18 protein-coding genes and 1 pseudogene are annotated in these 24,739 nt (G+C 47.7%); 10 read left to right on the top strand and 9 right to left on the bottom strand.

The features are described from left to right. Positions 1–51: 51 nt before the first annotated feature. Both AB447_RS20005 and AB447_RS20000 read right to left on the bottom strand, forming a co-directional pair. A complete protein-coding gene (locus AB447_RS20005) occupies positions 52–1,053 on the bottom strand; it encodes a sensor histidine kinase (protein WP_048353379.1) in 1,002 nt (333 codons plus the stop codon). After that, positions 1,050–1,757 carry a response regulator transcription factor gene (locus AB447_RS20000; protein WP_048353378.1) on the bottom strand — a complete coding sequence of 236 codons (708 nt, stop codon included), beginning with the start codon at positions 1,755–1,757 and terminating at the stop codon, positions 1,050–1,052. Before AB447_RS20000 ends, AB447_RS20005 begins: the two co-directional genes overlap by 4 nt. 161 nt (positions 1,758–1,918) lie before the next feature. Between AB447_RS20000 and AB447_RS19995 the strand changes: the two genes are divergently transcribed. Together AB447_RS19995 and AB447_RS19990 are read left to right on the top strand one after the other, a co-directional pair. Next, the gene (locus AB447_RS19995; RefSeq protein WP_048353377.1) at positions 1,919–2,281 is read left to right on the top strand and encodes a YxeA family protein; all 363 of its coding nucleotides are present in this window, start codon (positions 1,919–1,921) and stop codon (positions 2,279–2,281) included. 139 nt (positions 2,282–2,420) lie between these two features. After that, positions 2,421–2,897: a GNAT family N-acetyltransferase gene (locus AB447_RS19990; protein WP_048353376.1), complete on the top strand. Its 477-nt coding sequence runs from the start codon at positions 2,421–2,423 to the stop codon at positions 2,895–2,897. A gap of 50 nt (positions 2,898–2,947) precedes the next feature. On the opposite strand, the gene AB447_RS19985 is transcribed toward AB447_RS19990, so the two are convergent. The 6 genes from AB447_RS19985 to AB447_RS19960 all read right to left on the bottom strand — a co-directional run bounded on the left by AB447_RS19985 (position 2,948) and on the right by AB447_RS19960 (position 10,974). Further along, on the bottom strand, positions 2,948–4,225 hold the full coding sequence (locus tag AB447_RS19985) for an arabinogalactan endo-beta-1,4-galactanase (protein ID WP_048353375.1): 1,278 nt from the start codon (positions 4,223–4,225) through the stop codon (positions 2,948–2,950). 81 nt (positions 4,226–4,306) lie between these two features. Then, positions 4,307–6,364 carry a beta-galactosidase gene (locus tag AB447_RS19980; protein ID WP_048353374.1) on the bottom strand — a complete coding sequence of 686 codons (2,058 nt, stop codon included), beginning with the start codon at positions 6,362–6,364 and terminating at the stop codon, positions 4,307–4,309. A gap of 21 nt (positions 6,365–6,385) precedes the next feature. Next, positions 6,386–7,237, bottom strand: a complete 852-nt coding sequence (locus tag AB447_RS19975; protein ID WP_096891959.1) for a galactooligosaccharide ABC transporter permease GanQ — start codon at positions 7,235–7,237, stop codon at positions 6,386–6,388. A gap of 4 nt (positions 7,238–7,241) precedes the next feature. Beyond that, a complete protein-coding gene (locus AB447_RS19970; protein ID WP_057957728.1) occupies positions 7,242–8,498 on the bottom strand; it encodes a galactooligosaccharide ABC transporter permease GanP in 1,257 nt (418 codons plus the stop codon). A 71-nt stretch (positions 8,499–8,569) separates the two neighbouring features. Continuing rightward, positions 8,570–9,832 carry a galactooligosaccharide ABC transporter substrate-binding protein GanS gene (locus tag AB447_RS19965; protein WP_048406331.1) on the bottom strand — a complete coding sequence of 421 codons (1,263 nt, stop codon included), beginning with the start codon at positions 9,830–9,832 and terminating at the stop codon, positions 8,570–8,572. 149 nt (positions 9,833–9,981) lie between these two features. After that, positions 9,982–10,974 carry a LacI family DNA-binding transcriptional regulator gene (locus tag AB447_RS19960; protein WP_048406345.1) on the bottom strand — a complete coding sequence of 331 codons (993 nt, stop codon included), beginning with the start codon at positions 10,972–10,974 and terminating at the stop codon, positions 9,982–9,984. 214 nt (positions 10,975–11,188) lie between these two features. Here AB447_RS19960 and AB447_RS19955 point away from each other — a divergent pair, with 214 nt between their 5' ends. Genes AB447_RS19955 through AB447_RS19945 form a run of 3 tightly spaced genes read left to right on the top strand, consistent with a single transcriptional unit; the run spans position 11,189 to position 14,852 of the window. Beyond that, entirely contained in the window at positions 11,189–12,376 is a 1,188-nt protein-coding gene (locus AB447_RS19955; RefSeq protein ID WP_057957727.1) for a galactokinase, read from the top strand. Then, on the top strand, positions 12,373–13,368 hold the full coding sequence (gene galE / locus AB447_RS19950) for a UDP-glucose 4-epimerase GalE (RefSeq protein ID WP_057957726.1): 996 nt from the start codon (positions 12,373–12,375) through the stop codon (positions 13,366–13,368). Before AB447_RS19955 ends, galE begins: the two co-directional genes overlap by 4 nt. Further along, the gene (locus AB447_RS19945) at positions 13,326–14,852 is read left to right on the top strand and encodes a UDP-glucose--hexose-1-phosphate uridylyltransferase (protein ID WP_411801402.1); all 1,527 of its coding nucleotides are present in this window, start codon (positions 13,326–13,328) and stop codon (positions 14,850–14,852) included. Before galE ends, AB447_RS19945 begins: the two co-directional genes overlap by 43 nt. Before the next feature lie 26 nt (positions 14,853–14,878). Here AB447_RS19945 and AB447_RS19940 read toward each other — a convergent pair whose 3' ends face one another. Further along, complete coding sequence (locus AB447_RS19940) at positions 14,879–16,045, bottom strand: ROK family transcriptional regulator (protein ID WP_048353372.1); 1,167 nt, start codon at positions 16,043–16,045, stop codon at positions 14,879–14,881. A gap of 548 nt (positions 16,046–16,593) precedes the next feature. On the opposite strand from AB447_RS19940, the gene AB447_RS19935 reads away from it, so the two are divergent. The 5 genes and pseudogenes from AB447_RS19935 (at position 16,594) to adhE (ending at position 24,640) form a co-directional block, all read left to right on the top strand. Further along, positions 16,594–17,325: a GntR family transcriptional regulator gene (locus AB447_RS19935; RefSeq protein WP_048353371.1), complete on the top strand. Its 732-nt coding sequence runs from the start codon at positions 16,594–16,596 to the stop codon at positions 17,323–17,325. Then, positions 17,318–18,856, top strand: coding sequence for a gluconokinase (gene gntK, locus AB447_RS19930; protein ID WP_048353370.1), 1,539 nt, complete (start codon positions 17,318–17,320; stop codon positions 18,854–18,856). The genes AB447_RS19935 and gntK overlap by 8 nt, the downstream gene beginning before the upstream one ends. Positions 18,857–18,875: 19 nt before the next feature. Then, positions 18,876–20,223 (top strand): annotated as a pseudogene (locus AB447_RS19925) (GntP family permease). Between the two features lie 22 nt (positions 20,224–20,245). Further along, on the top strand, positions 20,246–21,652 hold the full coding sequence (gene gnd / locus AB447_RS19920; protein WP_048353369.1) for a decarboxylating NADP(+)-dependent phosphogluconate dehydrogenase: 1,407 nt from the start codon (positions 20,246–20,248) through the stop codon (positions 21,650–21,652). A 384-nt stretch (positions 21,653–22,036) separates the two neighbouring features. After that, positions 22,037–24,640, top strand: coding sequence for a bifunctional acetaldehyde-CoA/alcohol dehydrogenase (adhE, locus tag AB447_RS19915; RefSeq protein ID WP_048353368.1), 2,604 nt, complete (start codon positions 22,037–22,039; stop codon positions 24,638–24,640). Positions 24,641–24,739: the final 99 nt, after the last annotated feature.

The raw sequence follows: 24,739 nt of genomic DNA, 5'->3' as shown, positions 1-24,739 counted from the left end.
AGTCTATCTAAAAAAGCAAAGTCAAAACTATCGATTCTTCTTTCACTTTCCTTACATCGGTGTAAGGTTTTGCGTCGAAGTGAACACCATCCGGACCGTCGTACCTTTGCCTTCCTCTGAATCGAGCTCAAGGCGATGGCCGAGCTGATCGGCCGCCGTCTTTGTCAAATAAAGGCCCATTCCCGTTGATTCTCTAAAACTGCGGCCGTTTTCGCCCGTAAAAAACGGATCAAACACCCGCTTCCTGTCCGCTTCAGGAATTCCGACGCCGAAATCCGTCACTTCCAATACCGCTTCCGCTCCTTTTTCATAAAGGGAAATAATGATCGTGCTGCTTTTTCCCGCAGAATATTTCACCGCATTTTGCACGAGCTGAGACAGCATAAAAAACAGCCATTTTTCATCTGTTTCAACCGTGAGGCCTTGCTTTTCTTCCTTGAACTTCGGATACACCTGGCTGCGGATATAGAGGCGCTTGTTGTCGCGGTTGACTTCATGAACGATATCAGCTAAAACGACCGGCTTGACGCGGAAGTCCTGCTCAATCGTCCGAAGGCGGGCCATGTACAGAATCGTGTTCAATCCGGTCTTCATCCGCTCGGTCTCCTCGCGAATGCTCGACGATTCCGGCTCATCGAGATTCTGGGCCGTCAGCTCAATGACGGACAGCGGCGTTTTCATTTGGTGCACCCATTGCTCCATAAACGTAAGATGCTCTTTTTGCGCCCGCTCCAACGTTTTCAATTCGTGCCGGTAATGCCTGTACTGGCTTTTCAGAAGCTCCTCAAGCGCTTCTGCCGCAGGGGCCCCGCCGTTTTTTTGAATGGATTCGTCAAGCGTCTCTAAGGGCCTTGCGAGGCGCCTGTAAAATTTGCGGCGCCTATAGTAATGATAAAAAAGATAGCAGCCGAGAAAGAAAAAACCGAGAAAAACGGCATACAAAAGGGGCTTGATGCTCCGGTATCCATCAAGCCAATACACCGATAACATGACGGCAAACTGCACGATTTGCACGCCGATCAGCAGATAATGCTCCTTGAAAAACAGCTTCATTCTTCTCCCGCCTTCACCCAGGATACATTCAGACGGTACCCGGCGCCCCTGACCGTTTCCACCGCGTCTTCGATGCCAAGCTCCAAAAATTTCTTTCTGACCCGTGTAATGTTGACATTGAGCGTGTTTTCGTCGACATACGCCTGATCGTCCCAAAGCTTGGCAAGCAGGTCTTCACGGCCGGTGACCCTCGGATAGCGCTCCATTAAGCTTTCGATTATATCGGCTTCTTTTTTCGTCAAAGCAGCCGTTTTTGTTCCAAATGCCAATTCAAGCCTTTCCGGGAAAAGCCTGAGCCCTTCCCTTTCCAGCATCCGCTCATCGGCCTTTGCTGCGTATTCGCCGTAAGCCCGGCGCAGCTGGCTGCGAATTTTCGCCATGACGATTTCAGAATGAAACGGCTTCGTAATAAAATCATCCCCTCCGTTTTCAAGCGCCATGACCTGGTCCATTTCACCTGTCCGCGCCGATAAAAACAAGACGGGGCAGATCGATTCCTGACGGATCTGCCGGCACCAATAATAGCCGTCAAAGCTCGGCAGATTGACGTCGAGCAGCACAAGGTCAGGCCGTTCATTTCTGAATTCGTCCATCACGCGGTCAAAATCATGAACGACGTGTACGCGATAGCCGTATTTGATGATATGGGACCGCAGCAGTTCGGCAATTTTCGGATCGTCTTCCACAATCATAATGGTTTGCATGTTCCGTCTCTCCTTTGTTTGCGTCTATTATGACACGTTGCCCCGCGATTCACAAAATCTAATCTTACAAAAATGTAAGCGAACTGTAATTTGAATCAATGTCTTATTCCGCCGATAATTTATAAAATGGGACTGAACAAAAGAAAAGAGGAGAAGATGCAATGAAAAAGCTGGGAATCGGACTCGCCGCCGCTGTTTTGATCGTTTTTGCAGGACTGTTTGCCCTCCAAAAGACGACAGCGGGCCTCACCCCGCTGTCTGATAATTTTCTGAAAGGCCTTCCGGTTGAAGCATACTACGTCAAAACGACGGACGCTTACGAAAAGCTATGGAACGGCAAATACCGCTACACATTCACCGGGTACGAAAAAACTGGAAACAAACAAAAAATCGTCAGGGTGATGGACAGAAAGCTGCGGGCAGGCGCTTATCTCAAAATGTACACCGTCGGAACCTACGGAAAAGGCTGGATTGAGATCGAGCGGGAGGAAGTGCCTCAAGGCGCTTTGGCGGAGATGAAATGAACCGAATGCCAGCTTTTTATTTGTTTGATATAGATCGTGGTGAAGGGGGCACTCCCCTTCATTTTTTCTTTACAAAAAACAAACAAATGTTCTATCCTATGAGAAAGAACCTTACTCGCTGCAGAAAGGGGATGATTAAATGAGCATTGAACTTACGCATTGCTCTAAAGAGCATTTGCCCGTTTTGAAAGGCTTTGAGCTTCCGGAAGAACAAAGACGCTTCACCGCGCTTCCTCGCGATGTGATGCAATCGGGGGACGGACAATATCCGATCGTCATTGTCAGTGAAGGAACGCCTGTCGGATTTTTTTTGCTTCATTCAACAGAAAGAGTCAAAGACTATTCAACGAACCCGAACGCCATGCTGTTAACCGCGTTATCCATTGATCATAGACAGCAGAGAAAAGGCTTTGCCAAAAAAGGATTGCTGAAACTTGCGTCCTTTATCAAACAAGAATTCAAACATTGCGATGAAATCGTGCTGGTTGTCAATCAAAAAAATATTCCGGCCCGGCGTTTGTATGAGAAAGCCGGTTTTGCCGATACCGGAAAAAGAAAAATCGGCCCCATCGGAGAACAGATTGTCATGAAAATGCACATTCAATCGTCCCGTTAAGTTAAAAAGAGGCCTGACGCTGATGACCTCAGGCCTCTTTCAATTCGCGATCAGCGGACAACCGCACCTGTATCGACATACTTGAATACGTTAATGGACGGCAGCGGACGGCCTGTAAAGTCAAACAATGCCTGGTTATCGACGGCGCTGCCGCAATACCATTTCCCGGCGTCTTCGGGATCGTATTCTGCGGCATAGCTTGTGGCCCATCCTGAACCGTATGTCTCCCAGATGCGTTTATTTTTCTCGAGATTGCGCGCGGGTCCGACCGGAATCCACGCCGGTTCCCAATAAAAAACCCCAATTCCCGCATCGCCTGCATCGGCTACAGCTTTAATGACATCCCTTACCGCATTTGCCTGGCCTTGAACCGTAATCGGATAGCGGAGCGTCTGGCCGTCTTTCGGCGCCGTATTTGCATGCCCGTCTCCGTCCTCAGCCGTATAAGTGTACGATGTCTCGGCGACCATCACTTTTTTGCCGTACGTATCGGCCACATGTTTGAGTACGGACGTCAAATTTTTCAGCGTACCGTGCCAAAACGGATAATACGAGCTTGCAAATACATCATAGTCGACGCGATTGTTGTTGAGCGTGCGGGCGATCGAAGCATAGCCTCCGGCTCGCTCGGGATTCGTAAAATGCAAGGCGACGCGAATGTTCGAGTCTGTTTCCCGAACCGCTTTGCTTCCAGCGTTAAAGAGCTCGCACATCTTTGACCAATCATTTTCCCCGGCCACCCCGCCGTTTGTTTCATTTCCGACCTGCACCATCCCGATGTTAATTCCCGCTTTCTTCATCGTTTGCAGGCTTTCTTTTGTATAGTTGTACAGCGCTGTTTTTTTGTTTTCAAAATTCATGTTTGCCCATGCCTTTGGCGCTTTTTGTTTAGCCGGATCGGCCCAGAAGTCGGAATAATGGAAGTTCACCAGCAGCTTCATACCGTTTTCAGTCGCCCTTTTTCCGATGGCAATGGCTTTTTTCAGATCGTTATTGCCTCCCCCGTAGCCGTTTCCCTTTGCATCATAAGGGTTATGCCATATGCGCACCCTTACATAATTGACGCCCGCTTGTTTCAGCGTTTTGAAAATGTCCTGCTTTTTACCGGCTTCATCGTAAAAGGCTACACCGCTCTCTTCTAGGGCGATGATGCTTGAAACGTCCGCACCCTTTATAAAATCCTTATGAAGACCCGGCACTTTTTCTACAAAAATGTCAGCCTTGACCGGCTGCTGAGCGGCTGCCCTGGCCGATCCTTGAAATGAACCGATGATGATCATCAGCGTGAAAAAAACCGCAAACGGCGTTTTAACCCCTTTTCCTCCCATAATCACCCTCCTTGTGATGAAAGCGCTGTCAAAAATGAGCAAAAATACATCCGCTCTCCATGGGCGGATGTTTCTGAGAAGCTAGTCGTTTTTTGTTTTCGCCACGATTCTGACTTCATATTTGTCCAGTGTCAAATCACCTTTAATGACTTCCCCTGTCACCATATCCCTCACGCTTGATTCAAACGCAACAGGCTGTTTTTCCTCTGTAAAGTTCATGACAAAAATATAGTCATGCTCCCCGTCGCACCGAACCTGAACGGACACGCCTTTCTCATGCTTCACCGAAAATGGCGGTTTGATCGACAGCTGTTCCATCAAATGCCGGTAAAAATCGCCGTGAAATTCGTCATTTAACCTCGCCCCGATATAGTATGTTTTCCCTTTTTTGTATTGATGGCTTGTCACGGCCGGTGTATTTGCGTAAAAATCGTCCTCATAGACGCCTTCCTGAACCGCCGTGTGCATGCGAATGACGGTTGCATAGTCCGTCACTTCATACGATTTGTTTTGATAACGGACTGCATTTTTATCGCTTGGGTACAGCGTGTCTGTTTCTATAGGCTCCATGCCGAACATCTCTTGGAGATCCTGAGGCCATCCGGATAAATAGGTTAAGTCATGCTCGTTGACGATCCCGCTGATATAAGTCAGCACCAATGTGCCTCCGTCTGCAACAAATGCCTTGAGCCGGGCTATCGTTTCTTCGCTTGCTAAATACAGCATCGGCGCGATCAGCAATCGATATGATGAAAAATCGTGTTCCTTCGTGATGACATCGACGGGAATATCCCGCTCCCAAAACGCCCGGTAATGCTGCTGCAATGTCTGGGGATAGCGCTTCGTCTTCATCCCGAATCCTTGTGCATCCTGAATCGCCCAATTGTTTTCCCAATCGTAAAGAATGGCCGTCTCCGCCGGACGATTCGTCCCGGCGACATCGGAAAGGCGTTCCAATGTTTGACCGATTTTGGCGACTTCTTGAAACACGCGGTTTTCCGGGCTATTGTCGTGGCCGACGACCGCTCCGTGAAATTTTTCTGAAGAACCGCGCGATTGCCGCCATTGAAAATAGAGGACGCTGTCAGATCCATGGGCGACCATCTGCATCGATGACAGCAAATTCATCCCCGGGCGCTTCGGTTTGTTCACATCATGCCAATTGACGCTGCTTGGCGTGGATTCCATTAGCAGGAACGGCTGCTGCTTCAGGCTCCTGTATAAGTCATTGATAAAGCCGACTTTTACCGCCAAATCGGCCGTGCTCTCCCAATCATTGTGCCATGCAGGATACGCATCCCAGCTGATCACGTCAACATGCTTGGCAAACTTGCTGTAATCGAGGCCCTGAAAAGGAATTAAATCGTATGTGTCTGCCATGAAGTTTGTCGTGATGGGAATGTTCGGCGTGATTTCCCTTAAAGGAACGATCTCATTGTGATAGAACGAAATCGTTTGATCGGTGACAAACCGGCGCCAGTCCAAATTCAGACCGTGTACGGCGTTTTCCCCGATCGGAGAAGGGGATTCGATTTGTGACCAGTCGCTGTACGTATGGCTCCAAAAAGGCCCCCACCAGGCGTCATTCAATGCCTTCAGATCATCGTTGTATTTCTTTTTAAGCCATTCTCTGAAAGCGTTCTGACACTCCCCGCAGTGGCATTCCCCGCCGTATTCGTTCGACACGTGCCACATGAGGAGCGCCGGATGCCCGCCATACCTTTCGGCCAGCAAGCGATTGATATCTCTCGTTTTTTCACGGTATACGCTGGAAGTAAAACAATGATTATGCCTTGAACCGTGGAGCTGTTTCACCCTGGCTGCATTCACGCGCAGCACTTCGGGATATGTTTGCGACAGCCAGGCCGGGCGCGCTCCGCTCGGCGTCGCCAAAATGACCCGTCCCCCCATCCGGTGGATGCTGTCGAAAATCCCGTCAAGCCAGTCAAACGTATAGACGCCTTCCTCAGGCTCAAGTGCGCTCCATGCAAAAATCCCCACAGAAAACGTATTGGCATGGGCAAGCTTCATCAATTTTACATCGTCCGCTAAAATATCGGGCCGATCAAGCCACTGCTCAGGATTGTAATCTCCTCCGTGAAGCATGAACTTTGCCTCTGTCGTATAAGATTTAGACATAATATTCTCCTTTTCATTCGTTTATCCTTTTGTTCCGCCTGCCGTTAATCCTGACACAAAATTCTTCTGCAGCATGATAAAGATGACGGCGACCGGGATGCTGATCAGAATGGCTCCGGCGGCAAACGTCGTATAGCTTGCTCCCATGACCTCATTCACTAAATTGTATAAGCCGATCGGCAGCGTATAAGATTCAGGCGAGCGCAAGATGGTCGACGACAATACAAAGTCTCCGAGCGGCCCGGTAAATCCGTTCATGGCGACTACCGCAATCATCGGCTTTGATAAAGGCATGATGATTTGCCAAAAGATCCTTGTATTGCCGGCGCCGTCAATCTTGGCGCTTTCATCCAAATCGACCGGAATCGAGTCCATATAGCCTTTCATCAAATAGGTGTTCATCGGAATCTGTCCGCCGATATACAGCAAAATCAACAGCCAGTGGCTGTTCATCATTCCCAGCATTTGCGCCAAAACGAAGAGCGCGACTAAAGCCGAAAACTGCGGGATCATCTGCAGCAGCAAAAATAACATCAACGCGTTTTTTCTGCCCTTAAATCGGAACCTGGAAAAAGCATAAGCTGTAAAAGAAACGCTGATGACCGCTCCGATCATCGTAAATATGCTGATTTTCAGCGAATTGAGATACCATCTCCCATATTGGAGGCTCTGTTTTCCGGCAAATAATTCTTTATAATGATCCAATGTCGGATTGTCCGGAATGATCGACGTGCTGATCAAACTGTTGCCGGGATTAAAACTGGCTCCCACGGTCCAAAGCAGGGGATAAATGATGATAACGATCATAAAAATCAATAGCGCGTAAGAGAAAAAAAGGCGGAAAAACTTTCTTTTTCTCATGTCTGCAAGCATCGTCTTAAGCCCCCTCTTTGAAAGAATTCGTCCGCCTGAACTGCCATAGTGCAATCGAAATGACAAAGACGGACAATAGAATCGTCAATGCCGCTGCCAAAGAATACTGGCTCGACTGCATCGTCAACTTATAAATCCAGGACACTAAAATATCGGTTCCCCCCGCGGTCGATCCGGGAACTGCCGGGCCGCCGCCATTGAAGAGATAGATAATGTTAAAGTTATTAAAATTAAAGGTGAACTGCGTAATAATAATCGGAGCCATGGCAATTAAGATCAGCGGCAGCGTAATGTGCCTGAACTTAGTAAAAACGGATGCGCCGTCAATGGTTGCCGCTTCATAAAGGTCATCCGGGATCGACTGAAGGACGCCGGTCGTGACGATGAACACATACGGAAAACCGAGCCAGCCCTGCATAAGAATCAGCGCCAGTTTCGCCCAGCCCGCACTTGTCATCCAAGGAATCGGATCGATTCCTAAAGCAGCCAGAATCGTATGATTGACCGCGCCAAAACTGTCATTAAAAAGACCGGCAAAGACAAGGATCGTGACGAAACCGGGCACTGCCCAAGGCAAAACGAGAATCGTACGAAACAATTTTTTAAAGCGAATGTCTTTCTGGTTGACGACGACCGCCAGCAAAATCCCCAATCCAACCTGCAGGGAAGAAGCGACAAGCGTCCAGACGACAGTCCATGCCAGCACATCAAAAAAAGTCGAACGCCAAATATCAACTGTGAAAATCTCAGAAAACGTTTTCAGTCCCACCCAATCGACTAAATGTGCAGGCGGCGAATGGTATAAATTATAGTTTGTAAAGGCTAATGCAAAGCTGAATAAGATCGGGAAAACGACGGCAAAAATTAAGATAAACAGCGACGGACCGCTGATCACGTATGGATAGCCTTGAGAAATTAAATTTTGATATTGCTCTTTAAGGGAGCTTAATTCCTGATGTTCATCGCGCAATTTTCCGTTTTGATAAGCATCCCTTAAATTTACGTAATATACGGCCAGTCCGAAACACGTGACAATCACGGCAATAATGCCTTGTGCCAAGAGAAAAATCGAGTTGTCGCGCGGCACTTCGGTTCCAAGCGTAAAGATGCCCCACAGCCCCATATTCAGCAGATCGCCAAAAACCGCGAAGAACGCTGCACCTAAAATAAGGAATAGCAGACCTTTTATCCATTGTTTATTGTAAAATTGGCCGAAGCCGGGAATGATCGATAATAGTAAAGCCGTTGTGCGATGCTGCACCTTCTCTTTCACCTCTTTATACGGACGTCCTTATGATGAAATGGCGCCAATTCGCCTGACGCCATTCCCCATCACTTGCCGCTGTGTTTGGCCTTGATTTGTCCTTGAATCGTTTCAACAGCTTGATCCAATGCTTTTTTCGGCTCTGCTTTGCCTGTTGCGATAGTTTGCAGCGCCGCATCGGCCGGTGTCCATACTTCATTCATCTCAGGAATATTCGGCGTCAATTCTGAGAACTTTGACTGCTCGGCAACGGCTTTGGCAGCTTCGCTTTTTGTAACGACCGGATCATCCGCCAATGCTTTGACGGCCGGGACTTCTTTTGTGACCTCATACCGTTTTTTCGAATTTTCTTTATTGGCGAGGAAGGCGGCCAATTGTTCCGCAAGTTTGGCATTTTTTGAGTAAGCGCTGACATTGTAGCTTTTTACGCCAATAAAAGCGCTCATATTTTTGCCGTTTGACAGCTCAGGCAGCTTCGCCACTCCATAATTGATCCCCGCTTTTTTGAACGGCTCCAAATTCCACGGGCCGGAAATGATCGCCGCCGCTTTTCCTTCCGTAAACAGCGATTCCAGTACATTTATGCCCTGCTCTCCGATGATGCCCGCCGGGAACAATCCTTCTTTATAAAACTTTTGAATGTACGCCGCACCTTCGATTGCACCTTTTTTGTTCAAACCGATGTCAGCCGGATCATAGCTGCCGTCGCCTTTGCTTTTAAAAATGTACCCGCCGTAGCCGCTCATAACGCTTTCGGCATAATAAATCTGATCGAATAAAGCCAAAAAGCCGTATTTTTTGCCGTCTGTCACTTTTTTCGAGTACTCATACCACTCATCCAGCGTTTTCGGCAGTTCTTTCTCAGAAATCAGGTCTTTATTATAGTAGAGCATCGTCGTTTCGACCGCTTTCGGCAGTCCGTAGGCTTTGCCGTTTATCATTTGCGATTTCATCGCGGCGTCGGTATAGATCGATTGAACATCTTTACCGATCGTCAATTCTTTAATCAAACCTTCCGTTACCGCCGTGCCGATTTGGTCTCCGGGCATCGTCAGGACATCGGGCCCCGTGCCGGCCGGTCCATCCATTCGTAAATCTTCGATTTGTTTGGCATACGGTTTTTCAATGACTTTGACAGAGACGTTATGCTCCTTTTCAAACTGGGCAACGGCATCTTGAATGCCTTCCGCCTTCTCTTTATCCTCCCAGATTACCAGCTCCTTTTTATCCGAGCTTGAGGCTTCATTGCTGCTTTCTTTCGGGCCGCATGCAGCTAATGATACGGATAAAGCCATGATACTGAACATTCCAACGTACTTTTTCAATTTCATCTTTTGTCTCATCCCTTTAAATGAATTGAAAGCGCTTTACAGAATCAATATAGCATGGCCAAGAAAAACTGTAAACAACTTTTTTACTTAAAAAGGTAAAATATTTTACGAAAAATAAAACACGGCTTATGAAAAGCCGTGCCCTTGTTTTAATTTGTGCTTTTTCTTACTACCAGTTCAGCCCCAAGATACAGCGTCTTCACGATGTTCCGCTTTTCTAATACCCGTTCGAGCAAGAGCTCAATGGCGTTTTTGCACAATTCCCCGATATCGATATGAAACGTCGTCAGCGGAGGCGATACATATTTCGCGACGCTGATGTTGTTGATGCTGATGATGCTGACCCTGCCCGGTATGGCGATCCCTTTTTCATTCAAGGCTTGGAGACAGCCGACAGCAATCGGATCAGCGGCCGTGAAGAACGCCGTCGGAAGCTTTTCGCCGAGCTCATTGATCGCTTTGCCCATCAGATGGTAGCCGTTATCGACGGAAAAGCCCCTGCGGCAAAACATATAATGTTCCTCAAGCAGCCCTTTTTCGCTCATATAAGCGCGAAATGTCCGCTCCCGTATGTCCATCTCATCTTCGTCTGTGTTCGGGTTGTGATAAGTTCCGCCGATAAACCCGATCTTTTCGTGCCCCTTTTCAATAAGAAAATCGACCGTTTTTTTTGTCATTTGCATTAAATCAGGCCTTACCGAATCAAAATGATCGGAATCAGGGGAAGAATCAATAAAAACTCCGTGCGGCGTAATGCTCCGCAAATAAGCCAGTTCTTTTTCCGAAAACGACCCGACTGCGATGAACCCCCCGATATCCTCGGGGATGGCCTCGACGCCGTCGGAAATTTTATACGTGGTCAGTTCCACGTTAAACTTGCTTGCCAGCTTCTCGATTTCCAGCCTCATCGTTTTAAAATAAACGTCTTCCAGCTCTTCCTTATCGGTCAGCCAGTATAAAAAAGCAATGTTTTTCACCAGCATTCTGACCGTTTTCTTCCGATAGTTCAGCTTTTCCGCCACTTCAAATATTTTTTTCCGTGTCTCATCAGGCACGGAAAGGGTCGAATCATTATTCAAAACGCGGGAAACTGTTGAAATTGAATACCCTGCCGCTTCTGCCACTTCTTTAATAGTCGCCACGATTTTAACCTCCATGAGCCGATCTCTTTAGTAAAATATTTTACTAATTTAACTTGTATTTCTCCAAAAGTCAAGTGCTGATCCTCCCGCTGAAGATTTTATAAATTGACAAAACACTTTTTATTGCGCCGCTTCATAAGACATAGTACACTTGGATTAACTTAATTAAATTAATTTATTAAGTTTGGCCAATGTCAAAATAATAGGAGGAATTATGAATACTGCTTCTTCTTTATTAAACGAATTTCGTTCTATTTTTGGTACGGCAAAGACGCCCAGAACCTTTTTTGCCCCGGGGAGAATCAACCTGATCGGCGAGCATACGGATTACAACGGAGGTCATGTCTTCCCCGCTTCTATTTCGTATGGTACGTATGCGCTTGGTATGAAGCGGGACGATTCGAAAATCCGTTTTTACTCGATGAATTTTCCCGACGTCGGAGTCATTGAATGCGACCTGTCCGATTTAGCTTTTGACACATCTCACAAGTGGGCAAATTATCCGAAGGGCATGTTTCTTTTTATGAAGGAAGCGGGCTGCAGCATTTCGCACGGCGCTGATATTTTGTATTACGGAAATATTCCGCACGGAGCCGGGCTCTCTTCTTCTGCCTCGATTGAACTTGCAACAGGCGTTCTATTGAACGGACTTTTTGATTTGAATATGGAACACGTACCCATGATTAAACTTGGACAAAAAGTAGAAAACGAATACATCGGCCTCAACAGCGGAATCATGGATCAATTCGCCATCGGCATGGGAAAAAAAGATCATGCCATCCTCTTGAACTGCAGTACGCTGGAATACAAATACGCACCGGTCGTATTGAATGACCATGTGATTCTGATCATCAATACGAATAAGCGGCGCGATCTGGCAGGCTCGAAGTACAATGAAAGGCGCACCCAATGCGAAGCGGCGCTGAGCGATTTGCAAAAGGAGAGATCCATCAAAAGCCTCGGCGAATTGACAATCGGGGAATTCGACGCCTATCAACACCTGATCCGCAATGATATCAATCGAAAACGCGCCAGGCACGCCGTGTATGAAAACGCCCGGACTTTAGATGCGCTGGAAAAGCTTCGAGAAGGCGATCTCATCGGTTTTGGCAAGCTGATGAACGAGTCTCATCTATCCTTAAAACACGATTATGAAGTAACAGGACTTGAGCTTGATACGATTGTAGAGACCGCTTGGGAACAGCAGGGAGTGCTGGGCGCCCGCATGACCGGAGCCGGATTCGGCGGCTGCGCGATTGCGATCGTTGAGAAGGAAAGAGCTGATGATGTAAAGAAAAGCATTTATGCCGTATACCGTGAAACGGTCGGGTATGAGCCGGCGTTTTATACAGCAAAGATTAGCGACGGTGCAAAAGAAATCGAGAAAGGAGCATTCATATGAGCGTGTTGGTTTTAGGCGGAGCCGGCTATATCGGTTCACATGCCGTCTATCAGCTAATAGACAAAGGTGAAAGCGTTGTAATCGTTGATAATCTTGAAACGGGCCAAAGAAAAGCCGTACACCCCGAGGCTCATTTTTATGAAGGGGACGTGCGCGACATCTATTTTCTTCGTTCTGTTTTTCAAAAAGAACAGATCGATGATGTGATCCATTTCGCCGCCAATTCGCTTGTCGGCGAATCGATGAAGCATCCCCTCAAATACTTTGATAATAATGTGCATGGGACGCAGGTTCTGCTTCAGGTCATGATCGAATACGGGGTGAAGAACATCGTGTTCTCCTCGACCGCAGCCGTCTATGGGGAACCCGAATCTGTACCGATTACAGAGGAGATGCCGACCGTTCCGACCAGTACGTACGGGGAAACGAAGCTGATCATGGAAAAGTTAATCAAGCGGACTGACGAAGCCCACGGCATCAACTATGTCTCTCTGCGCTATTTTAATGTCGCAGGAGCAAGGGAAACGGGGGATATCGGCGAAGACCACCGCCCCGAAACACACCTCGTCCCGATTATATTGCAGACGGCTCTCGGACAAAGATCACACATTACCATTTTCGGCGGCGATTATGACACTCCCGACGGAACCTGCATCCGCGACTACGTCCATGTCGAAGACCTGATCGATGCCCACTTGTTGGCATTGGATTACTTGCGACACGGCGGCAAAAGCAACGTATTCAACCTCGGAAGCAACCAGGGTTTTTCGGTAAAAGAAATGATCGATGCCGCAAGAACGGTAACAGGCAGAGAGATCCCAGCGAACATCGGCGACCGGAGAGCCGGCGATCCAAGCATTTTAATAGCAGGCTCCTCTAAAGCAAAACGAGTGCTCGGCTGGAAACCGTCGCGCACGTCCGTCGCCAAAATCATCGAAGACGCCTGGAAATGGCATTCCTCACATCCAAACGGCTACGGAAAGGGAGAGTAACATTGGTTTACAAATATATTGAGAGCCTTATTCAAAAAGCGCTCGCAGTGGAATTAATCGAACCGGCCGACGTCAATTACGCGCGAAATCAAGTGTTGGACCAGCTCGGGCTGGTGTCGTTCCCCGAAGGGCAGATTGAAACAATTGATGAATCCATTCCCGACCTGCTTGAAAGCTTAGTCGCCTGCGCCGTCAAAGAGGACGTTATAACGGACGCCCCGGAGGCGAAAGAAATATTGTCGGCAAATATCATGAATTGCTTTGTCGCAAGACCATCTGTGATCAATGCGATTTTCAATCAAAAGTATCAGCAATCGCCGCTTGCGGCAACCGGCTATTTTTACCGTCTCAGCAAAAACAGCAATTACATCCAAACGAAGCAGATCGCAAAAAATATTTCTTATCAAGCGGACACCGTCTATGGTCAAATGGATATTACGATCAATTTGTCAAAGCCCGAAAAAGACCCTGAACAAATCAAACGGGAGCGCGCGGCAAAGCAGGCAGAGAGCTACCCGAAATGCCTGTTGTGCAAGGAAAATGAAGGATACGCAGGACGTCTTGGACATCCCGCGCGGGCCAGCCACAGAATCATCAGGATTCCGCTGCTTGAGGAAAATTGGTATTTTCAATATTCGCCATACGCGTATTACACCGAACATAGCATTTTATTTTCCGAAGAGCACCGCGAGATGAAAATCGACAAAAATGCATTTAAACGATTGCTCGTGTTTACCGACAAATTTCCGCATTATTTCATCGGGTCAAATGCCGATTTGCCGATCGTCGGAGGATCGATCCTAAGCCACGACCATTACCAGGCCGGACGCTACGAGTTTGCCATGACCCGCGCGGATGATGCATGTTCGTTTCAATTAAAGAAACATCCGGAGATTACAGCTTCTGTTTTAAAATGGCCGATGTCGGTCATCCGCTTAAAAGGAAGAGAAATCGACCGCCTTGCCGATGCAGCGGATGACATTCTTCACGCTTGGAAAAACTACTCGGATGCACAAGCAGACGTCCTTGCGTTTACTGGTGACACGCCGCATAACACGATTACACCAATTGCGAGAAACAGGAGCGGGATGTTTGAAATCGATCTCGTTCTCAGAAACAACCGGACATCAGCTCAACATCCGCTCGGCATTTTTCATCCGCATGCAGACGTTCACCATATCAAAAAGGAAAACATCGGCTTAATCGAGGTCATGGGGCTGGCCGTCCTGCCGCCGAGGCTGAAAGACGAATTGGCGGCGGTCAAGGACTTTCTGTCAGGCCGTCCAAGCAGCGTGGCACCGTATCACGTGGAATGGGCCGAACAGCTGAAAGATCAATACGGGAGGGTTTCCGCCCCCGAAGAGGCTGAATCGATCGTAAGGGAAGAACTCGGAAAGAAATTTGTAAAAGCGCTCGAAGACGCAGGGGTATTAAAAGACCGTGAAGCTTACCTCCGGTTTATTGATACGGTCAATAAAGGCTGAACCTTTAAGCTTGGTTCAGCCTTTTTTCAAACCGGATCAAATAATTCGATTAACAGCAAGGAAACGGCGCCGAGCAGTGTCGCATCATCGCCAAGCTGGGTGACGGCCACCTTCGTCTGCTTCGCTTCGGCTGTCAACGCCCGCTGCCGAATCGTCTCAAGGATCACCGGCATCATGAATTTTTCGCTCTTCATGACCCCGCCTCCAAGCACAATTTTCTTTGGGTTGATGAGGTGAATGAAGTTGATTAAGCCGATCCCGATCATCCGGCCCGTTTCGCGGAACAAGTCAATGCAGGCCTCGCTGCCGTTTTGCGCCAAATCGAATAATTCTTTAGCCGTAAGGCGGGCGTCACTGTCCGTTATCCGCTTTTTCCCCCGTTCGGCAATTGCGGGGCCGCTTATGACCGTTTGCAGGCAGCCGCGGTTGCCGCACTCGCAGGTGTCGCCGTTGACATCAACGATCATATGGCCAAATTCTCCGGCGATTCCGTGTGCCCCATGATACAGTTTTCCGTTCATCACAACACCTGCACCCACACCGCGCCCGATGTTGACGGCAACCATGCTGCCGTCGTCACCGTGGCCGCCAAACCACGATTCGCCCAATGCCATCGCCCGCGCATCGTTTTCGACCTTTACCGTAAAGCCAAACTCTTCTTCAAGCGCTTCTTTGATCGGGACGTTGGTTAAATGTAAAATAGGCGCAACAAGCGAAGTTCCCGTGTCAACGTCGACCACCCCATGCATCGCGATCCCGATTCCGATGATTTTTTCCTGATTCGCATTGGAAAGGCGCAAAATGGTATAGATGTTTTCCTTTAGAACGCTGATAAACTGCTCATTTGTTAGCGGTTTTTTCAGCAAACTTGACGTCCGGTGAAAAATTTCGCCGGTTAAATCGGTTAGTATACATTCAACCGTCTCAGGCCCCGCATCGACCCCAATCACGTAAAACGCGCCGCTGTTGATATGCAGCATCGTCGGCTTCCGTCCGCCGCTCGAATGGCCGAGTGCACTCTCTGTAACCAGGCCCTGCTCCATCAGCTCTTTGACAATGCTGCTGACCGTAGGCGGCGTGATGCCCGTTTCTTTGGCGATTTGCGCCCGCGAAATAGGCTCCGACGTACGGATTTTATTTAAAATGATCGATTTATTGACTGATTTCATTAATTGAAATGTGCCGCGCTGCATGGAAAACCTCCAAGTAAACATATCATTGGATTTATTGTAACATAATTAGTTAATTTAATTAATGAATGAGTACTCATAACGATCAATTGCAAAAATTTAGTCCCTTAAAAAGGCTGCCGAAACAATGATATGGTGAATCACAGTCTCAGGTACCTTCATGATTTCGCGACTTACTTTAGAGATCAAGACCTTTCTTGCTAATGAATTGAAATAAAATCATCCCCTATGCTCTCGAAAGTTCTAATTCTTAACCTTTAATAAAAGAATTAGAACCGAACCATTCTTAAAAGCCCCCTTCATGTATGAGACTCTCCTGTCCCTGCCTCCTATTCTGCAAACTGCGCTTTGTGTATTCATTTTTCTATTATAATAATCACCTCCCTCTACAACCTTCAATTTTACAATTAATATAGATACTGGTATCGCACAACTCTCCTCTACTGGGAAAAATTTTTCGAAAAATTAGAAATGAAAGTGTTTGCACAAATATAAAATTAGAGTTATCATACTTGTATACAAGTATACTCATTGTTTAGGAAGGTGAGTTTATGATCGAATCAAATGACCTTTTATATCCCGTCAAATGGCTTTCAAAGGCGTCAACAGGCGTTCGCGTTGCGTGCGAGCTGAGGATGCGGATTATTTCAGGAGTGATTGAAAGCGGTACCATTCTATCTGAAAACAAAATCGCTGCCGATTTTTCGGTAAGCCGCTCCCCCGTACGGGAGGCTTTGCGAATACTGGCAACCGAAAAAATCATCCGGCTGGAACGAATGGGCGCCGTTGTCATCGGCCTAACGGAAAAAGAGATCAGAGAGATTTACGATGTTCGCCTTCTGATCGAGACGTTCATCTTTGAGCGGCTTGTCAGAATAGACACCGATCAGTTAGTCAAAGATCTTCGCAAGATACTGGAAATGATGAAAGTCTCGATCAAATACGAAGATGCTGATGAGTTCTCATACCAGGACGTTTTGTTCCATGAGACGATCGTACGCTCCATCAATCATTCGTACATTCAGATGATATGGAATAATTTAAAACCCGTTATGGAGAGCTTTATTCTGTTGTCGATGCGGGCGCGTTTAAAAGAAAAATACGAAGATTTCACAAGAATTTTTGATAATCATGAACTCTATATTCAAGCGATCGAAACGAAAGATCGGGCTCTGATGATAAAGTCCCTACATCAAAATTTTGATGATGTTCAAGATAAAGTAGAAGATCTTTGGCTGTCGCAACAAATGCTGACGAAGGGAGCTGAACAGGAAAATGTCTAGTTACATGTTAGGCATCGATATCGGCACAACGAGCACAAAGGCCGTTTTATTCAGTGAAAACGGGGAGGTGATCCAAAAAGAAAATATCGGTTACCCGCTTTACACACCGGATATCTCAACTGCTGAACAAAAACCGGAAGAGATTTTTCAGGCGGTGATACAAGCGGTTGCCGGCATCATGAAACATCACCAGGAAAAAAAGATATCATTTATTTCATTCAGCAGCGCCATGCACAGCGTCATTGCCATGGGTGAAGACGGGCGGCCGCTCACGCCCTGCATCACATGGGCGGACAACCGAAGCGAAGGCTGGGCGCGCAAAATCAAGGACGAATTGAACGGGCACGAAGTCTACAAACGGACCGGGACGCCGATTCATCCGATGTCGCCTTTAAGCAAAATTGCCTGGATTGTGCATGAGCATAATGAAATCGCTTCCAATACAAAAAAATATATCGGGATCAAAGAATACATCTTTCATAAACTCTTCGGTCAATACGTGGTCGATTATTCACTGGCTTCGGCCATGGGGATGATGAATCTCAAAAAGCTGGATTGGGATGAAGAAGCATTAACGATCGCAGGCATCACGCCTGACCATTTATCTAAACTCGTGCCAACGACAGAGATCTTTCGCAGCTGCAACCCGGATATCGCGAAGCAGATGGGAATTGATCCGGAAACGCCTTTTGTCATCGGGGCAAGCGACGGCGTGCTGTCGAACCTTGGCGTCAATGCCATTAAGAAGGGCGAGATCGCAGTCACGATCGGGACAAGCGGCGCCATTCGCACGATCATCGACAACCCGCAAACCGACGAAAAAGGGCGAATCTTTTGCTATGCCTTGACGGAAAAGCATTGGGTCATCGGCGGACCGGTTAACAATGGCGGAATCGTGCTTCGCTGGATCAGAGACGAATTTGCCTCTTCAGAAATCGAAACGGCGAAAAGGCTGGGAATCGATCCATACGATGTACTCACCAAAATCGCCGAGCGCGTAAGGCCCGGTGCTGACGGCCTGCTGTTCCACCCATATCTCGCAGGCGAACGCGCTCCTTTATGGAATCCGGATGTGCGCGGTTCATTTTTCGGCCTGACCATGTCCCACAAAAAAGAGCACATGATCCGGGCCGCATTGGAAGGGGTCATCTACAATTTGTATACCGTATTTTTGGCGCTCACGGAGTGCATGGACGGTCCCGTCGCAAGGATTCAAGCGACAGGGGGATTCGCGAGGTCTGCCGTTTGGCGCCAGATGATGGCCGATATATTCGAGTCTGAAGTCGTCGTTCCGGAAAGCTATGAAAGCTCCTGTCTCGGCGCGTGCATTTTAGGCCTGTATGCCATAGGAAAACTCAAATCTTTCGATGTCGCATCCGACATGATCGGCAGCACCAACCGGCATACGCCAATTGAAGCTTCGGCGAAAGAGTACCGGAAATTGATGCCGATTTTCATCAACTTATCAAGATCATTGGAAACCGAGTATGCACAAATTGCAAATTACCAAAGAAGCTTAATAAACGAATAAAGGGAATGGAGGCGCTATCATGCCATTAATCATTGTAGCAGTCGGGATTATCGTATTATTGCTGTTCATTATGGGATTAAAACTTAACACTTTTCTTTCCTTAATCATCGTGTCGTTCGGCGTTGCTTTAGCGCTCGGCATGCCGCTTGACAAAATCGTCAGCACGATTGAAGAAGGATTGGGCGGAACGCTCGGACACATCGCTTTGATTTTTGGACTCGGCGCCATGCTTGGCAAGCTGATCGCAGATTCAGGGGGTGCGCAGCGCATTGCAATGACTCTCGTCAACAAATTCGGCGAAAAAAAATATCCAATGGGCGGTCGTGATCGCCTCATTCATTATCGGTGTAGCTTTATTCTTTGAAGTAGGACTGGTATTATTAATTCCGATTGTATTCGCGATTTCAAGAGAATTAAAAATTTCGATTCTGTTCCTCGGCATCCCGATGGCGGCCGCCTTATCCGTCACGCACGGCTTCCTGCCGCCGCATCCGGGGCCGACGGCGATCGCCGGGGAATACGGGGCAAACATCGGGGAAGTGCTGCTGTACGGCTTCATTATCGCAGTTCCGACGGTGCTGATTGCCGGACCTGTATTTACGAAGCTTGCGAAAAAAATCGTACCCGATTCGTTTACGAGAACAGGAAATATCGCGTCTTTAGGCGAGCAGAAAACGTTCAAACTTGAAGATACGCCCGGTTTCGGAATCAGCGTGTTCACAGCAATGCTTCCGGTCATCCTCATGTCCGTCTCTACGATCATCACGCTGCTTCAAGAAACGATGGGGTTTGCAGATAATAGCATTCTTGCAGGTATTCGTTTGATCGGCAATGCATCTACGTCAATGATCATCTCTTTATTAGTCGCGGTTTATACGATGGGCATCGCCAGGAACATTCCGATTAAAACGGTAATGGATTCCTGTTCGACAGCCATTTCGCAAATCGGGATGATGCTGTTGATCATCGGGGGCGGCGGCGCCTTCAAACAAGTATTAATCAACGGCGGGGTAGGCGACTACGTGGCCGAATTATTCAAAGGAACGGCAATGTCGCCGATCCTGCTTGCCTGGTTAATCGCGGCGATCCTGCGCATTTCTTTAGGCTCCGCCACAGTCGCCGCCTTATCGACGACAGGGCTCGTCATTCCGATGCTTGGACATTCTGACGTCAACCTTGCCTTGGTCGTGCTCGCTACCGGGGCCGGAAGTGTAATCGCTTCCCACGTGAATGACGCCGGATTCTGGATGTTCAAAGAGTACTTCGGTTTAAGCATGAAAGAAACATTTGCGACATGGACATTGCTCGAAACGATCATCGCTGTAGCCGGATTAGGATTTACGTTACTGCTGAGTCTATTTGTATAACATTGTTGAAGGAGCTGGAATTATGGTCAATACAATTGGCGTCATCGGCCTGGGAGTGATGGGCAGCAATATTGCCTTAAACATGGCCGGCAAAGGAGAGCAAGTCGCTGTCTACAATTACACGAGGGATTTAACCGATAAACTGATGGAGAAAAGTGAAGGACAGCCTCTCAGCCCGTACTACGAGCTGAAGGATTTCGTCCAGTCTTTAGAAAAGCCGCGGAAAATCTTTCTCATGGTGACAGCGGGCAAAGCGGTCGATTCAGTGATCGATTCATTAGTGCCGCTGCTTGAAGAAGGCGATGTCATCATGGACGGCGGCAACTCCCACTACGAAGATACAGAACGAAGATACGACAGGCTGAAAGCTGAAGAAATCGGCTATTTGGGAATCGGCATTTCCGGCGGCGAAGTCGGCGCGTTAACAGGTCCTTCGATCATGCCCGGGGGAGATCTGGACGTCTATGAAAAAGCTGCTCCGATTTTGACCAAAATCGCAGCCCAAGTTGGCAATTCCCCTTGCTGCACCTACATCGGGCCAAAAGGAGCCGGACACTTCGTGAAAATGGTCCATAACGGGATCGAATACGCGGATATGCAGCTGATCGCTGAAGCCTATACATTTTTAAGAGAAAAACTGCAGCTGTCCATCGATGAAATCGCCGACATTTTTGAAACGTGGAATCAAGGCGAGCTGAAAAGCTATTTAATCGAAATCACTGCCGAGATTTTAAGGAAAAAGGACGACCGGACAGGCGGCCCGCTGATCGACGTCATCCTTGATAAAACAGGCCAAAAAGGCACAGGCAAATGGACGAGCATGCAGGCAATCGACAACGGCATTCCGTCGTCCATTATCACGGAATCGTTATTCGCCCGCTACCTGTCATCTTTAAAAGAAGAACGGGTGGCTGCGGAAAAAATTCTCGCCGGTCCGGCGGAAGAAGAATGGCACCTCGATAAAAACGTGTGGATCGACTACGTCAGACAGGCATTATATATGGGAAAAGTGTGCGCCTATGCACAAGGCTTCGCCCAGTATAAAATGACGTCAGAGCTTTACGGATGGAACCTGAAGCTTTCGGACATCGCCCTGATCTTCCGCGGCGGCTGCATTATCCGCGCCGAATTTTTAAACCTGATCAGCGAAGCGTACAACGAGCAGCCCGACCTGTCAAACTTATTGATCGCACCTTTCTTTGCAGAAAAGCTCAAAGACTACCAGACAGGACTTCGGAAAGTCGTCTGCGAAGGTATCAGCTCAGGCATCTCGTTCCCAGCCTTGAGCACCGCTCTATCTTATTATGACGGCTACCGGACAGGCCGCTCCAACGCCAGCCTGTTGCAGGCACAGCGCGATTACTTCGGCGCCCATACGTATGAGCGGACAGATATCGAAGGTGTGTTTCACACAGAATGGAATGAGTAAGCTTTTTTGAAATAAAACTGCACCCGATTGTGTTAGCAATCGGAAGTGCAGTTTTTATTATTTCAAAATATTTTTTTGATGACTTATGATCTAGTCTCGCTAATCGAAAGCGCTTTCCAAAATATGCACACGTAAGCAAATCTTCCCGTTTTTATTCATGTTTCATACTTTGTTCAACATTTCACAAATTATTATATCAAATCCGTGCTATGATAAGATTCATAAAAAACAAGGAGTGAGGTGTCATGAGGAACTTTATATTCTTACAGCAAACCATCCCCATATCGCCATAAAAATTTTTAACATCTCTTGTGAAATGTTTCACAAATTTAAGCCGTTGCACTCTTTTCGGAAAATTCTATCACTTCATTGGAGGGTTATACAATGGCAGTTGAAGAAAAGGAAATTAAACAAAAGATAAACGTTTCAAAAATGATCGACCGTTTAGTCGACAAGGGTCTTAAAGCATTGGAAGAATTCCGCAGCTTTGATCAGGAACAGATCGATGAAATCGTCAAACAGATGGCGCTTGCCGGCCTTGATCAGCATATGCGCCTTGCCAAGCTTGCTGTAGAGGAAACAAAACGCGGCGTATACGAAGATAAAATCATTAAAAACATGTTTGCCACAGAGTATGTCTATCACAATATCAAATACGACAAAACCGTCGGAATCATCAGCGAAAACGAACACGACGGAGTCATTGAAATTGCCGAGCCGGTCGGCGTCATCGCAGGGGTTACGCCGGTGACAAATCCTACTTCCACGACCATGTTCAAATCACTGATCTCGATAAAAACAAGAAATCCCATCGTGTTTGCTTTCCATCCATCCGCTCAAAAATGCAGCATTGAGGCTGCAAAGATTTTGAGGGACGCGGCTGTTCAAGCAGGTGCGCCTGAACATTGCATTCAGTGGATCGAAACGCCGTCGCGCGAAGCAACCCAAGCGTTGATGACCCATCCGAAGATTTCCCTGATTCTTGCCACAGGAGGGGCCGGCATGGTGAAATCCGCTTACAGCTCAGGCAAACCGGCTCTCGGCGTCGGACCAGGAAACGTCCCATGCTACATTGAGAGATCTGCGAACTTGAAACAAGCCGTCAACGACCTGATCTTATCAAAAACGTTTGACAATGGAATGATTTGCGCTTCAGAACAGGCCGTCATCATCGATAAAGACGTTTATTCAGACGTGAAAAGAGAATTAACTTCCAACAATTGCTATTTATTAAATGAGGCGGAAATAGCAAAAGTGGAAAAATTGGTTATCAACGAAACGACCTGTGCGGTAAACCCTGACATCGTCGGAATGCCGGCTTATAAAATTGCCGAAATGGCCGGTATAAAAGTTCCGGAGGATACAAAAATCCTCGTCGCCGAATTAAAAGGCGTAGGGCCGGAATACCCGCTTTCAAGGGAAAAATTAAGTCCTGTGTTAGCCTGCTACAAAGTAAGCGGACTCCAGGAAGGGTTAAAACGGGCCGAAGAAATGCTGGAATTCGGCGGCATCGGACACTCCGCGGTCATCCATACCAGCGACCCTGAAGCCATTGAGCAATTCGGTTTACGGATGAAAGCCGGGCGGATCATCGTCAACGCGCCGTCTTCCCAAGGAGCGATCGGCGATATTTATAATGCCTACATGCCTTCCTTAACGCTCGGCTGCGGCACGTACGGCGGGAACTCCGTTTCGACAAACGTGGGTGCGGTTCATTTAATCAATACGAAAAAAGTGGCAAAGAGGAATGTCAACATGCAATGGTTTAAAGTACCGCCAAAAATTTATTTTGAAAAACATGCAACGCAATATTTAGCGAAAATGCCGAATATCTCAAAAGCGTTTATCGTGACAGACCCGGGAATGGTGAAGCTTGGATATGTCGACCGCGTCCTCCACTATTTAAGAAAACGCCCGGATTACGTTCATTGCGACATTTTCTCCGACGTAGAACCTGATCCATCAATCGAAACGGTGATGAACGGCGCCCTGGCGATGGCCAAATTCCAGCCTGACGTCATCATCGCGCTCGGCGGAGGCTCTGCAATGGACGCCGCAAAAGGAATGTGGATGTTTTATGAGCACCCTGATGCTGAATTCTTTGACTTAAAACAAAAATTCTTAGACATCCGCAAGCGCATCGTCAAATATCCGGCATTAGGCGAAAAAGCAAAATTCGTTGCCATTCCGACGACATCCGGCACCGGCTCTGAGGTTACCTCATTCTCCGTCGTTACAGATAAAGAGGCGAATACGAAATACCCATTGGCCGACTATGAACTAACGCCTGATGTGGCGATTATTGATCCGCAGTTTGTCATGACCGTGCCGAAGCATATTACGGCTGATACCGGAATGGACGTCTTGACGCATGCGATTGAATCCTATGTATCCTGCATGGCCAACGACTATACCGACGGCTTGGCAATGAAAGCCATCCAGCTTGTATTTGAATACTTGCCGAGAGCGTACAAAAACGGCAGCGACGAAATCGCCCGCGAAAAGATGCACAATGCATCAACAATCGCCGGCATGGCATTCTCCAATGCGTTCCTGGGCATTAACCACAGCCTGGCCCATAAATTAGGCGCGGAATTTCACATCGCCCACGGACGCGCAAATGCCGTGCTTCTCCCGCACGTCATTCGCTACAATGCGGCTAAACCGACGAAATTCACGGCATTCCCGAAATACAATCATTTCGTAGCCGATCAGCGCTACGCGGAAATCGCCAGAACGCTCGGCTTGCCGGCCAAAACAACCGAAGAAGGCGTCGAAAGCCTGATCAAGGCCATCGTCGCGCTTGCCAAAGAGCTTGATATCCCGATGAGCCTCAAACAGAACGGCATAGACGCCGCCGAATTTGAAAGCAAGATCGATATCATGGCAGACCGGGCCTTTGAAGACCAATGCACAACAGCCAATCCAAAGCTTCCGCTAGTATCCGAATTGGCTGAAGTATACCGCGCTGCATTTAAAGGCGTTTAGAGATTCCTGAGCCATCCTTAAGAGGATGGCTCTTAGATTGTTGACAAAATCCTAAAACGGTTTATAGTTTTAGGATTTTGTCATCCTTTCAGCGTGACC

This window comes from Bacillus glycinifermentans, from assembly GCF_001042475.2.
In the GTDB taxonomy this organism is placed as follows: domain Bacteria; phylum Bacillota; class Bacilli; order Bacillales; family Bacillaceae; genus Bacillus; species Bacillus glycinifermentans.
The sequence above is the reverse complement of the archived record's forward strand: the minus strand, read 5'-3'. Positions and strand labels throughout refer to the sequence as shown.